Origin of the sequence: Xanthomonas massiliensis (genome assembly GCF_900018785.1) — a bacterium.
Taxonomy (GTDB): domain Bacteria; phylum Pseudomonadota; class Gammaproteobacteria; order Xanthomonadales; family Xanthomonadaceae; genus Xanthomonas_B; species Xanthomonas_B massiliensis.
The window spans coordinates 1,155,505-1,167,903 of sequence record NZ_FCOY01000006.1; the positions used below are offsets into that span (position 1 = coordinate 1,155,505).

The window sequence follows — 12,399 nt, forward strand, 5'->3', positions numbered from 1 at the left end:
CCCCGGTCCGCGCCCGGCCGGCCGGGAGCTGGCTCAGCGGGCAGAGACGGCGCGGCGCATCTTCACCGCGTCCGCGACCTGGCCGGCCGCTTCCCGGCGCGGGCCATAGTGGGCCCGTCCGCGCGGCACCCCGGCAGCGGCCGCAGCGCAAGAACGCGGCGTTGCGCCGCGCCGGCCGGCGCGATGCCGTGCGTCCATTGCGTGCTTGCCCCCGCGGCGGGGGCGCGGCAATCCCGGCCCGCAACGCGGCCGGCCAGGTCAGGGATCAGCCGGCCGCGAAGGCGCGGCGCATCTTCGCCGCGTCCGGCCGCTCGACCACGCCGTGCTCGGTGACGATGGCGTCGATCAACGTCCCCGGGGTCACGTCGAACACCGGGTTCCAGGCGCGCACGCCCTCGGCCACGGTGCGCACGCCGCCGACGCCGAACAGCTCGCCGGGGTCGCGCTGCTCGATCTCGATCGCCTCGCCGCTGGCGGTGGCCATGTCCACCGTGGAGGACGGCGCCACCACCATGAACTTCACGCCGTGGTGGCGGGCGGCGATGGCCAGCTGGTAGGTGCCGATCTTGTTGGCGGTGTCGCCGTTGGCGCAGATCCGGTCGGCGCCGACGACCACCCACTGCACCGCGCCGGTCTTCATCAGGTGCGCGGCGGCCGAATCGGCGATCAGGGTGGCGTCGATGCCGTCCTGCTGCAGTTCCCACACGGTCAGGCGCGCGCCCTGCAGCCAGGGCCGGGTCTCGTCGGCGAACACGCGCGCGATGCGGCCCTGCGCCACCCCGGCGCGGATCACGCCCAGCGCGGTGCCGAAGCCGGCGGTGGCCAGCGAGCCGGTGTTGCAGTGGGTCAGCACGCCGCTGCCCGGGGCGATCAGCGCCGCACCGAGTTCGCCCATGTGGCGGTTGGCGGCCAGATCCTCCTCGGCGATGGCCTGCGCCTCGCGTTCCAGCCGCTGCCGCCAGTCCCCGCCGGCAGCGGCCAGCACCCGGCGCATCCTTGCCAGCGCCCAGGCCAGGTTGACCGCGGTGGGACGGGCGGCGTTGAGCGCCTGCAGGGCCGGCTCCAGCGCGGCCAGTGCCGCCGCGCCGTCCTCGGCCTGCACGTCGCGCGCGGCCAGCACCGTGCCCCAGCCGGCGGCGATGCCGATGGCCGGCGCGCCGCGCACGGTCAGGCTGCGGATCGCCTCGGCCACCGCGTCGCCGTCGGTGCAGCGCACGTATTCCACGGCGAACGGCAGCTTGCGCTGGTCGAGCAGGTCGAGGGCGTCGCCGGTCCAGCGGATCGGGCGGACGTGGTCGTAGCGGGCGTAGTCGATGTCCGGCGCGGACACGGAAGCGGTCGTGTTCATCGGCCGCATTGTAGCGGCCGTCCCCGGCGCGGGCTCAGCGCACGCTGAACTCGGCGCGGCAGCCCTCGTCGACCCATACGCCGTCCTGGTCCCAGCCCCAGCTGCGGCCCTCCACGCAGGGCGAGCGCGACAGCTGCCGGTACAGGGTGGCGCCGTGGGCGATGCTGGCGCCGCAGGTGCGGCGCAGGCTGCCCTTGGATTCGCAGCTGACCAGCCACGGCACGTCGACGAAGCCGCCCTGCTCGTTGCCGATCTCGAAATCGCCGTCGCACCCGCGCGAGACCCAGACCTCGTTGCGGCGCACGCCCCAGGTGCGGCCCTCGCGGCACGGCAGTGCCGAGCGCTGGCGCAGCAGGCGTACCGGCGCGCCGCGCAGGCGCACCGGGCAGGACTGCACGCCGCCGTTGGATTCGCAGCGCAGCACGCGCCGCACCAGCCCGGGATCGGCCTCCGGGGCCGCCGCCATGAACTCGGCACGGCAGCCCTGGGTCACCCATACGCCGCCGTCGTAGGTGCCCCAGCGGCTGCCGCGGATGCAGGCCGTGTCCGAGAGCTGGCGCACCATCTGCACCGGGCCGTCGGCCGGCAGCGGGCAGCGCACCATGCCGCCGTCGCGCGATTCGCACTTCACCGTGGGTGCGGCCGCCGACGCCTCGGCCCAGGCGCCGCAGGCATGCATGCCCAGCAACAGGTACAGCCAACGCAACCTCATGCCCCACTCCGTGCGGTTCCGCAGCGCCGGGCGATGGCCCGGATCGCCGGCAGCATACTGGAAGCCGGCGACGGCGAATGTCACGCCTGCGCGAAATCGAAGGCCAGCACGTCGCCGATGCGATCGCTGCCGCACAGGGCCATCAACAGCCGGTCCACGCCCACCGCCACGCCGGCGCAGTCGGGCAGCGCCGGCAACGCGGCGAGCAGGCGCTCGTCCAGCGGCGGCAGCACCGCACCGCGCGCGCGGCGCACCTGCAGGTCGTGCGCGAAGCGCCGGCGCTGCTCGGCCGCATCGTTCAGCTCGTGGTAGCCGTTGGCGAGTTCGTACCGGCCCAGGTACAGCTCGAAGCGCTCGGCCACCGGCGGCTGGCCCGGGCGGATGCGGGCCAGCGCCGCCTGGCTGGCCGGCCAGTCCACGACCACGGTGATACGCCCGGGCGCGAAGTCCGGCTGGATGCGGTGGGTGAACAGCAGGTCCAGCCAGTCGTCGCGGCCCAGCCCGGCCGGGTCGATGGCGATGCCGGCCAGCGGCGCGCGCAGGGCATCCAGCTCGTCGGCGAACGGGTCCACGCCCACGGCCTGGCGGAACAGGTCGCGGTAGGCGACCACGACCGGCGTGGCGTCGCGCCCGACCAATGCCAGGGCACGGCGCACCAGGTCGATGGTCTCCTCGATCAGGCGCAGGTGGTCCCAGCCGACCCGGTACCACTCCAGCATGGTGAATTCGGGGTTGTGGCGGCCGCCGGCCTCGCCGTTGCGAAACACCCGCCCGAGTTCGTAGCAGTCGCCCACGCCGGCGGCGAGCAGACGCTTGAGCGGATACTCCGGCGAGGTGCGCAGCCAGCGCACCGGCGAGCCGGCGTCCACGTGGCCGGTGAAGCGGGTCTGGAAGCTGTCGATGTTGGGCTCGGTGTTGCCCGCCGCGGACAACACCGGCGTCTCCACCTCGAGCACGCCGCGCTCGGCGAAGTAGCCGCGCAGCATCGCGTACAGCGCCGCGCGCAGCCGCAATCGCTCCGGGTTCATGCCGGGCCTCCGGCCAGGTCCAGGGTGAGCAGGTCGCGGGCCTCGTCGCGGAAGCCCCGGCGCAGGTACAGGCGCCGGGCCGCGGCGTTGTGGCGGTTCACCTCCAGCCGCAGGCGCGCCAGGCCGGCCATGCGCACGCGCGCGGCGACGATCTCCAGCGCCCGCGCGCCGCGTCCCCGGCCGCGCCCGGCCGGGGCCAGGTACAGCTCGTCGAGCAGCGCGTGCCAGCCGCCCTGCTCCAGGCTGAAGCAGCGCGTCCACACAGCATAGCCGACCACCGCCGCCTGCGCGTCCAGCCACAGCAGCGCCTCCCCGCAGGCCGGCTCCGCCAGCAGCGCCGCCAGTGCGCGCTCCACCCGCACCGGGTCGAACCCGATCCGGTCCTCGGCGTAGAAGTCGCGCATCATCGCCAGCAGGCACGCGCGGTCGTCCGTGCCGGCACGGCGCCAGTCCGGGGCCGTGCTCACCGGTGCTGCTCCAGCAGTGCAAGCAACCGCGCCTCGTCCCAGACCGGCACGCCCAACTGCTCGGCCTTGGCCAGCTTGGAGCCGGCCTCGGCGCCGGCGACGACGAAATCGGTCTTCTTCGACACGCTGCCGGCGACCTTGGCGCCCAGCGCCTCCAGCCGCGCCTTGGCCTCGTCGCGGGTCAGCGCGTCCAGCGTGCCGGTCAGCACCACCGTGGCGCCCTCCAGCGGCCCGGCCGGCGCCTCCTCCCCGGCAGGCAGGCGCGCCCGCAGCGCCTCCATGGCCTGCTGCGCACGCCCGGCCAGCTCGCCATTGCCGGCCAGCCAGTCCGCCAGCGCCCGGGCGGCGGCCTCCGGCAGGCCGGCCTCGGCCAGCCCGGCCGGCCCGGCCGCGCGCAAGGCGTCGACCGAATCGAACGCGGCGGCGGCCTGGGCCGCACGCACCGCGGTCACCTTGGGGATCTCGAAGTCCTCCAGCAGCTTGGCCAGTGCCAGGTCCCCGCGCAGCTTCGGCGACGGCGGGTGGCTGTCGCCGATGCGCACCCCGCCAGCGAGCAGCTCGTCGATGGCGCGCTGGTTGCCCGGCTGGTCGAAGAAGTGGCCGATCGCGCGCGCCACCTCGCCGCCGATGTCGGGCAGGCGGCGGAACAGCGGCCACGGCAGGTGGCGGATCAGCTCCAGCTCGCCCAGCCAGGCCGCCAGCGACTTGGCGGTGGCCTCGCCGACATGCTCGATGCCCAGCGCGAACAGGAACCGCTCCAGGGTGGTGTCGCGACTGCGGTCGATGGCCTGCAGCAGGTTCTCGGCCCAGCGCGTGGCGATCTTCTTGCGGTTCCACTCGAATGCCGGCACGCCCTGGCGCAGCAGCTCGGTGCGCCAGCCCATGTCGTCGCCGGCCTCCACCTGCAGCGCGTCCACCCGCTTGAGCAGCCCGGCGTAATCCGCCGGCGCCAGGTGCGGGTGCACCTCGGCCAGCAGGTCCGCGCGCGTGCCGGCACCGAGCACCAGCTTGAGCCACAGCAACTGGTCCAGGTCCAGCCGGTACAGGTCGGCCACGCGCTCGACCATGCCGCCATCGACCAGCGCGTCGATGAAGCGGCCGCCCAGCCCGTCGATATCCATGGCCCGGCGCGAGGCGAAATGGAAGATCGCCTCCTTGCGCTGCGCCGGGCAGCTGAGCTCGCCCGAGCAGCGCCACACCGCCTCGCCCTCCTCGCGCACGATCTGCGCGCCGCACACCGGGCAGCGCTCGGGCATGTGCCAGGGCTCGGCACCGGGCGGGCGCTTGTCCAGCTCGACGCTGACCACCTCGGGGATCACGTCGCCGGCGCGGCGCACGATCACCGTATCGCCCACGCGCACGTCCAGCCGCGCCACCTGGTCGGCGTTGTGCAGCGTGGCGCTGCTGACCACCACCCCGGCCACGTGCACCGGCCGCAGCCGGGCCACCGGCGTGGCCGCGCCGGTGCGGCCGATCTGCACGTCGATGCCCTCCACCACCGTGGTCTGTTCCTGCGCCGGGAACTTGTGGGCGATGGCCCAGCGCGGCGCGCGCGCGACGAAGCCCATCTCGCGCTGGCCGGCAAGGTCGTCGAGCTTGTAGACCACCCCGTCGATGTCGAACGGCAGGCCGTCGCGCGCCGCACCGATGCGGCGGTAGTAGTCGAGCAGGCCGTCGGCGCCGTGGACGCGCTCGACCAGGTCGCTGACCGGCAGGCCCCAGCTCTTCAGCAACGCCAGGATGCCCGAGTGGGTATCGGGCATGGCCCCGCCCTCGACCTCGCCCAGGCCGTAGGCGTAGAACGCCAGCGGCCGGCGCGCGGTGACGCGCGGATCGAGCTGGCGCAGCGAACCGGCCGCGCCGTTGCGCGGGTTGGCCAGCACCTTTCCGCCGTGCAGCCGCGCCTGCGCGTTGTAGGTCTCGAAGCCGGCGCGCGGCATGTACACCTCGCCGCGCACCTCCAGGACCGGCGGCACCGGGAACGCGGCGCCGGCCGCGTCGTCCGGCGCACGCAGGCGCAGCGGGATCACCCGCACGGTGCGCACGTTGGCGGTGACGTCCTCGCCGGTGGTGCCGTCGCCGCGGGTCGCGGCCTGCACCAGCACCCCGTCCTCGTAGCGCAGGCCGATCGCCAGGCCGTCCATCTTCGGCTCGGCCGAGAACACCAGGTCGTCGCGGCCGGTGCGCTCGCGGATGCGGGCCACGAACTCGCGCACCTCCGCCTCGCTGAAGGCATTGGCCAGCGACAGCATCGGCACCTTGTGCACCACCGGGGCGAACTTCGACGACGGCGCCGCACCGACCCGGCGCGTCGGCGAATCGGCGCTGACCAGGTCCGGGTGCGCGGCCTCCAGCGCCTCCAGCTCGCGCATCATGCGGTCGTACTCGATGTCCGGGATGTCCGGCTCGTCGAGCACGTAATAGCGGTGGCTGGCGTCGTCGATGCGGCGGCGCAGCTCGGCCGCGCGCGCGGCGGGATCGGTCTTGGCGGTCATGCGCTGGAAGCCGGCATTGGTGGTTCGGGGTCGTTCATGGACGGAACGCGGCGCCCGCGATGCGGGGATGACCCGGCGCGCCGCACGGCGGCAGCCCGGGATGCGCCGTCACCGAAGATACGGCGGCGGACGTGGGCACCGCGTGCGTTGGCCGCGGCGCCCGGCGCGGCTCACCAGCGCGGCGGGCGCGTCAGCGGCGGGGCCTCGTGCTGGCGGTCGTAGGCGCGCAGCTCGTCGCGGATGTGGGCGATGCGCTGGCGGCCCAGGGCGTTGCGGCCATCGTCCAGCACCACGCCGTCGAGCAGCTCGCCCATGCGCTGCACGGTGGGCAGCATGGTCTCCCAGGCGTCGAGCGCGGTCATCGGCGCCGGCAGGGTCAGGAAGAAGGCGATGGCCGGCGTCTCCATGTCGCGGATGTTGGCCATGTCGAAGCTGCCGGGCTTGAGGATGCTGGCCATCGAGAAGATCGGCCCGCGCTCGGGATGGCCCTCGACCAGCCGGTGGAACACGTTCATGTGGCCGAACACCATGCCGGTCTTCTCGGCCGCCACCACGATGTCCTCGCCGCGCAGCACCTGGTCGGCCTTGGCCGCCACGAATAGCGAGACGATCCGGTCGAAGTCCTGGTTGGGGCGCTTGCCGACCTCGCTGGACGAGACCGGGCCCGAGGCCTCGTCCAGGCCCAGTTCCTGCTGCACCGCATCGTCGCCCTCGCCGGCGCCGGCTTCATCGACACTGCCGCCGTCCTCGCCGAGCACCGGCTCGCGGCGCTCGCGCGCGGCCGGCTCGGGCGTCTCGATGCGCCGTCCCTGGGCAGGCTTCTTGGGACGACTGAACAGGAAGATGGCAACGATCAGCAGCAGGCCGGCGGCCAGGATGCCGATGCGCAACAGGGCCATTTCGGACATCAGCAGGCACTCCGGCGCTTGGATTCGGGGCAAATCATTGTGACAAGCATGTCATGCCGGACTCGCCTTGGCGATCCCTGCACGCGGCGCCGCTCGCGGCACTGCAATGTCAGTAGACACCGTCGTCGGCCATGACCAGGGTCAGGACGCCTTGCTGCCGCTCCATGTGCCCGAAGAACCACGAAAAGACGGACGGGTGGACCGAAAAGAAGTTGAGCGTGGCGGGCTTGGCGTCGGGCACCACGACAGGATGGCGCCGCTTCGACCCGATTTGAGTGAATGTGCCGCCCAGGCTGGACGGACCGGTCTTCTCCAAGTCGACCTGCACGGCGAAGCTGGCATCGACACCGACGAATTCCTGTGGAAAGCGCTCCACCGTCTCCACGTCCAGAAAGCCAGAATTGACAATCTGCGCCTTCAGCATGCCGGCGGTCGGGGGCTTCGCGAGCGCGTGCTCCTTTTCCTGGATCACCCAGGCCGCGCAGGCCCGCGGCGAATCACGCGGTGCCCGCGCCTGAGGGGCCTGCGCATTGTTGCAGTTCCTCAGGCGCTTGGCGAAAAAGGCCCTGTCCTTGGCTGCAAGGAAGCGGACATCGGAGTCAGCGCTGCGCCCGGCCTGCTCGTAGACTTGGCCGATACGTACCAGCGACCGGTCGAGCGCAGGCGTGGCGCACACGAATCGGTCCACCGCGGAGCTGGATGCGCAATCGACCAATGCCGGCGGCGAACCGGCCACGGCCGGCGGGGAAAACAGCAGGATGCCCGATAGCAGAACGCTCCAAGATGGAAACGAGGACATGCGCGGAACCCCGGGGAAAGCTGCCCGTCGATTATCTCCAACGCGGCCCGGACGAAGCAAATGTCGGGCTCACGCCGCACCGGCCAGGCGGCTGGCCTCGGCCAGGTCCACGCTCACCAGGCGGCTCACGCCCGGCTCGCGCATGGTCACGCCGGACAGCTGCCGCGCGGCCTCCATCATCGACTTGTTGTGGGTGACGAACAGGAACTGCACCTTCTCGCTCATCTCCCCGACCATGTTGGCCAGGCGGCCGACGTTGGCCTCGTCCAGCGGCGCATCGACCTCGTCGAGCAGGCAGAACGGGGCCGGGTTGAGCTGGAAGATGGAGAACACCAGCGCCACCGCGGTCATCGCCTTCTCGCCGCCGGACAGCAGCGAGATGCTGGACACGCGCTTGCCCGGCGGCCGCGCCATGATCGCCACGCCGGTGTCGAGCAGGTCCTCGCCGGTCAGCTCCAGGTAGGCGTGGCCGCCGCCGAACAGGCGCGGGTACAGCGCCTGGATGCCGGCGTTGACGCGGTCGAAGGTGTCCTTGAAGCGCCCTCGGGTCTCGCGGTCGATCTTGCGGATCGCCTCCTCCAGGGTCTCCAGCGCGGTGGTCAGGTCGGCATGCTGGGATTCCAGGTACTCGGCGCGCTGGGCGGCCTCGCCATACTCGTGGATGGCGGCGAGGTTGACCGGCTCCAGCCGGCGCATGCGCGCGTCGATCTGCGCCACCGCCTGTTCCCATTCGCCCGGGTCGGCGTCCTCGGGCAGGGCGTTGATCACGTCCTCGAGCACGAAGCCGGCCTTGGCCACCGCCGCCGACAGCTGCTCGGCGCTGAGCGCCAGCGCCTGCTGGTCCAGGCGGCGCTGGGCGATGCGCTCGCGCTGGGCGATGGCCTGCTCGTCGCGCTGCTGGCGGGTCTGTTCCAGCGCACGCAGCTCCTGGTCGATGCCGTCGAGGACGCTGCGCGCCTCGCCGAGTACGCGCTCGGTGCGCACGCGCTCGGACAGCGCCGCCTGGCGTTCCTGCTCCAGCGATTCGACCGGCGAGTCGCCTTCGTCCAGCTGCGCCGACAGGTCGCCGACCCGGTTCTCCAGCTGGCCGCGCTGGTGGCCCATGCGTTCCAGCGACTGCGCCAGCGAGGCGATCTGGGCGCGCTGGGATTCCAGCGACAGCGCCGTGGCATGGGCGGCCTCGCGTACGCCGCGGGCGGCATCGCGGGCCAGGTCGCGCGTCTCGGTGAAGCGCCGGCGCTCGCTTTCCAGGGCCTGGCGCTGCTCCTCCAGCTCGGCCATGCGCACCACCGCGTCCTCCAGGTGCGCGCGCGCCTCGCGCGCCTGCTCGCCGGTGCCCTCCAGGGCCTGGCCGAGCTGGCCCAGCTCGGCCTCGATGCGGGCGATCCGCGTCCGCGCGGCCTCCAGCTTGCCCTGCTGGCCCTGCAGCTGGCCGGCCAGCTCGGACACGCCGCGGTGGGCCATGTACAGCTGGCGCTGCGCTTCCTCGCGCGCCTGCTCGGCCGACAGCAGCTGCGCGCGCAGGGCGGTGAGCTGCTCGTCCAGCGCCATCTCGCGCGCGTGCAGCTCGTCGATTTCCCCGCGCAGCGCCTGGATCTCGCGCTCGCGCAGCAGCGCGCCCTGCTTGGCCGCGCCCTGCCGCGACACCCGCACCCAGCCCTCGCCCAGGCGCTCGCCGCTGCGGGTGATGACCGAGTCGCCCTCGCCCAGGGTGGCCAGCAATTCGCTCCCCTGCGCCAGGTCGTCGGCCCCGTGCAGCCGCGCCAGCAGCCGGCGGATGGCGATCGGCCCGCGTACCCGGCTGGCCAGCGAGGTCGGGGCGAAACCGGGATCGGCGCCGGCATCGTCGGCCACCAGTGCCAGCCGGCCCTCGTCCAGGTCGGCCAGGGCCTCGACCAGGGCCGCCGGCGACTGCACCAGCACGCCCTCGATCAGCGGGCCCAGCGCACTCTCTACGGCGGTCTCCCAGCCCGGCTCGACCTGCAGGCGCTCGCCGACGCGCGCGGCCGAATCCAGCCCGTGCGCCTTGAGCCAGGCCACCGCGGCGCCCTGCTCCTGGCCGAGCGCGGCCTGCTGCAAGGTCTCCAGCGAGGACAGGCGGCCGCGTGCGGCCTGGGCCTGCTGGCGCACCTGGGCCAGCTCCGCCTGCATGCCGCGCTGGCGTTCGCCCAGTTCGGACACTGCCTGCTTGCGCTGCTCGACCTGTTCGTTCAGCCCGTCCAGCGCGGCCTGGCGGGTCTCGTGCTCGAGCTGGATCTGCTCGAAGCCCTCGGCCAGCGCATCCAGGTCCAGGCCGGCACGCTCGGCTTCCAGCGCCTCGCGCCGGCGGCCGGCCTCCAGCGACTGCCGGTCCAGGTAGTCCACGCGGGTGCGTTCCACCTCGCCGGCACGGGATGCCTCGGCGCTTTCCCGCGCCAGCGTCTCCCAGCGCTGCTGCCAGTCGGCCAGGCGCGCCTCGGCCTCGCGCAGCGCCTCCTGCCTGGCCTCGGCCTCCTCCTGCAGCTGCTCCAGGCGCGGTTCGGCCTCGGCCACCGCCGCGCGCAGGGCCGTCAGCCGCGCCTCGTCGCCGCCGATGTCGCGGGCCAGCTCGCCGAGCTGGGTCAGCGCCTCCTGGTGGGCCTTGTGCACGCGCTGGGCCATCTCGCGCTGGTGCTGGATCTGCTGTTCCACCCGCGCCAGGGTGCTGCCGACCTGGTACACCTCGGCCTGGGCACGGGCCAGCGCCTCGGCGGCCTCGTCGCGGTGCACGCGCCCGGTCTCGATGCGGCTCTCGGCCTCGCGCTGCTCGGCGATCAGCTGCTGCAGGCGGGTCTCTTCCTGCGACATGGCCTGGCGCAGGGACTGCAGGCGCCCGTCCAGGCCGCGGTAGCCCAGCGCCTTCCATTCCGCGTCCTTGACCCGGCGCTCCTCCTGCAGCTGCTGGTACTGCTCGGCCTGCCTGGCCTGGCGCTGCAGGTGCGCCAGCTGCTTGGTGATCTCCTCGCGCAGGTCGTTGAGGCGGTCCAGGTTCTCGCGGGTGTGGCGGATGCGGGTCTCGGTCTCCTTGCGCCGCTCCTTGTACTTGGAGATGCCGGCGGCCTCCTCCAGGTAGATGCGCAGGTCCTCCGGGCGCGCCTCGATGACCTTGCTGATCATGCCCTGCTCGATGATCGAGTAGCTGCGCGGGCCCAGGCCGGTGCCGAGGAACAGGTCGGTGATGTCGCGGCGGCGGCACTTGGCGCCGTTGAGGTAGTAGGCGCTGGAGCCGTCGCGGCTGACCGTGCGCTTGACCGAGATCTCGTTATAGGCGGCGTACTCGCCGGCGATGGCGTGGTCGGCGTTGTCGAAGATCAGCTCCACCGTCGCCTGCGACACCGGCTTGCGCGAGGACGAGCCGGAAAAGATCACGTCGGTGAGCGAGTCACCGCGCAGGCGGCTGGCCGAGCTTTCGCCCATCACCCAGCGCACCGCGTCGATGATGTTGGACTTGCCGCAGCCGTTGGGCCCGACCACGCCGGTCATGTTGGTCGGCAGGTGCATCGTGGTCGGATCGACGAACGACTTGAAACCGGACAGCTTGATCGTGGAAAGGCGCATCGGGCAGTGGTTTCCGGGCGGGGCGCGGGCGGCGCCGCAGCGGCGGTAATACGGAGGTGGCCGGCGGCAAGCGCTTGATCCGGCACGGGATCGGCCACGCGCCGCAGGCGGGGCCGGGCGAGTATAGCCGAGCCGGTCGCCGCCGCCGCGCGGCCGGGGCCCATACGGAAACGGGCGCCCGAAGGCGCCCGTTCCGCGTCGATCCAGGCCCGGGGGCCGCGGATCAGTGGGCCTCGGCCTCGATGATCACCTTCACGGTGGCCTCGACGTCGGCGTGCAGGTGCACGAGCACGTCGTACTCGCCCACGTTGCGGAAGGCGCCTTCGCCCAGGATGACCTCGCTCTTGTGCAGCGGCAGGCCGGCGGCGGTGAACGCCTCGGCGATGTCGCGCGGGCCGACCGAGCCGTACAGCTTGCCTTCGGTCGAGGCATGCGCGGCGATGGTCACGCTCTGGCCCTCGAACTTGTCGGCGCGGGCCTGGGCCTCGTCGTGGATGGACTGGGCCTTGGCCTCGTACTCGGCGCGCTTGGTCTCGAACTCAGCGACGTTGCTGGCGGTGGCCGGCACGGCCTTGCCCTGCGGAACCAGGTAGTTGCGGCCGTAGCCCGGCTTGACGGTGACCTTGTCGCCCAGGTTGCCCAGGTTGGTCACCTTCTGCAGCAGAATCAGATCCATGGTGGTGCTCCGTTATTCGTTAGCGACGGCCTGGCGGCCGCCGCAACGCATTGCTGTCCGAATAGGACGGGAAAGATGCCGGGAAGGCCCTCGGGGAGGACGCCTTCCCGCCGGAACCCGCGCGCGGATGCACGGGCTCCTCCGAGGGGCTCGGATCAGACGTCGTGGTTGTCCGTGTACGGGATCAGCGCCAGGAAGCGGGCGCGCTTGATCGCCGTGGCCAGCTGGCGCTGGTACTTGGACTTGGTGCCGGTCACGCGGCTCGGCACGATCTTGCCGTTCTCGGTGATGTACTGGCGCAGGGTGTTGAGATCCTTGTAGTCGATCTCCTTCACGCCCTCGGCGGTGAACTTGCAGAACTTGCGGCGACGGAAGAACTTGGACATGGGT

The 12,399-nt window shown here is 72.6% G+C and carries 10 protein-coding genes; all 10 read right to left on the reverse strand.

The features are described 5' to 3' along the window. Nucleotides 1-265: 265 nt before the first annotated feature. Nucleotides 266-1,348, reverse strand: coding sequence for an S-methyl-5-thioribose-1-phosphate isomerase (gene mtnA, locus BN3794_RS08160; protein WP_066095864.1), 1,083 nt, complete (start codon nt 1,346-1,348; stop codon nt 266-268). 34 nt (nt 1,349-1,382) lie between these two features. Beyond that, nucleotides 1,383-2,054 carry a DUF3011 domain-containing protein gene (locus BN3794_RS08165; protein WP_425476711.1) on the reverse strand — a complete coding sequence of 224 codons (672 nt, stop codon included), beginning with the start codon at nt 2,052-2,054 and terminating at the stop codon, nt 1,383-1,385. Nucleotides 2,055-2,140: 86 nt separating this feature from the next. Next, nucleotides 2,141-3,088, reverse strand: a complete 948-nt coding sequence (epmA, locus tag BN3794_RS08170; protein WP_066095866.1) for an EF-P lysine aminoacylase EpmA — start codon at nt 3,086-3,088, stop codon at nt 2,141-2,143. Continuing rightward, nucleotides 3,085-3,555, reverse strand: a complete 471-nt coding sequence (locus BN3794_RS08175) for a GNAT family N-acetyltransferase (protein ID WP_066095869.1) — start codon at nt 3,553-3,555, stop codon at nt 3,085-3,087. Before BN3794_RS08175 ends, epmA begins: the two co-directional genes overlap by 4 nt. Next, nucleotides 3,552-6,050: an NAD-dependent DNA ligase LigA gene (gene ligA, locus BN3794_RS08180; protein WP_066095872.1), complete on the reverse strand. Its 2,499-nt coding sequence runs from the start codon at nt 6,048-6,050 to the stop codon at nt 3,552-3,554. Before ligA ends, BN3794_RS08175 begins: the two co-directional genes overlap by 4 nt. Before the next feature lie 170 nt (nt 6,051-6,220). Then, on the reverse strand, nt 6,221-6,958 hold the full coding sequence (gene zipA, locus BN3794_RS08185) for a cell division protein ZipA (RefSeq protein WP_066095875.1): 738 nt from the start codon (nt 6,956-6,958) through the stop codon (nt 6,221-6,223). Between the two features lie 109 nt (nt 6,959-7,067). Further along, on the reverse strand, nt 7,068-7,757 hold the full coding sequence (locus tag BN3794_RS08190; protein ID WP_147675708.1) for a lysozyme inhibitor LprI family protein: 690 nt from the start codon (nt 7,755-7,757) through the stop codon (nt 7,068-7,070). 69 nt (nt 7,758-7,826) lie between these two features. Beyond that, complete coding sequence (smc, locus tag BN3794_RS08195; protein WP_066095881.1) at nt 7,827-11,333, reverse strand: chromosome segregation protein SMC; 3,507 nt, start codon at nt 11,331-11,333, stop codon at nt 7,827-7,829. A gap of 223 nt (nt 11,334-11,556) precedes the next feature. Beyond that, nucleotides 11,557-12,009: a 50S ribosomal protein L9 gene (rplI, locus tag BN3794_RS08200; protein WP_066095884.1), complete on the reverse strand. Its 453-nt coding sequence runs from the start codon at nt 12,007-12,009 to the stop codon at nt 11,557-11,559. A 155-nt stretch (nt 12,010-12,164) separates the two neighbouring features. Continuing rightward, complete coding sequence (rpsR, locus tag BN3794_RS08205) at nt 12,165-12,395, reverse strand: 30S ribosomal protein S18 (protein ID WP_066095887.1); 231 nt, start codon at nt 12,393-12,395, stop codon at nt 12,165-12,167. Nucleotides 12,396-12,399: the final 4 nt, after the last annotated feature.

Bases quoted from the DNA above. Each gene is read 5' to 3' on its own strand.
- epmA (WP_066095866.1), bottom strand. From the start codon at position 3,088: ATGAACCCGGAGCGATTGCGGCTGCGCGCGGCGCTGTACGCGATGCTG.
- mtnA (WP_066095864.1), bottom strand. From the start codon at position 1,348: ATGAACACGACCGCTTCCGTGTCCGCGCCGGACATCGACTACGCCCGC.
- zipA (WP_066095875.1), bottom strand. From the start codon at position 6,958: ATGTCCGAAATGGCCCTGTTGCGCATCGGCATCCTGGCCGCCGGCCTG.
- ligA (WP_066095872.1), bottom strand. From the start codon at position 6,050: ATGACCGCCAAGACCGATCCCGCCGCGCGCGCGGCCGAGCTGCGCCGC.
- rpsR (WP_066095887.1), bottom strand. From the start codon at position 12,395: ATGTCCAAGTTCTTCCGTCGCCGCAAGTTCTGCAAGTTCACCGCCGAG.
- BN3794_RS08190 (WP_147675708.1), bottom strand. From the start codon at position 7,757: ATGTCCTCGTTTCCATCTTGGAGCGTTCTGCTATCGGGCATCCTGCTG.
- smc (WP_066095881.1), bottom strand. From the start codon at position 11,333: ATGCGCCTTTCCACGATCAAGCTGTCCGGTTTCAAGTCGTTCGTCGAT.
- rplI (WP_066095884.1), bottom strand. From the start codon at position 12,009: ATGGATCTGATTCTGCTGCAGAAGGTGACCAACCTGGGCAACCTGGGC.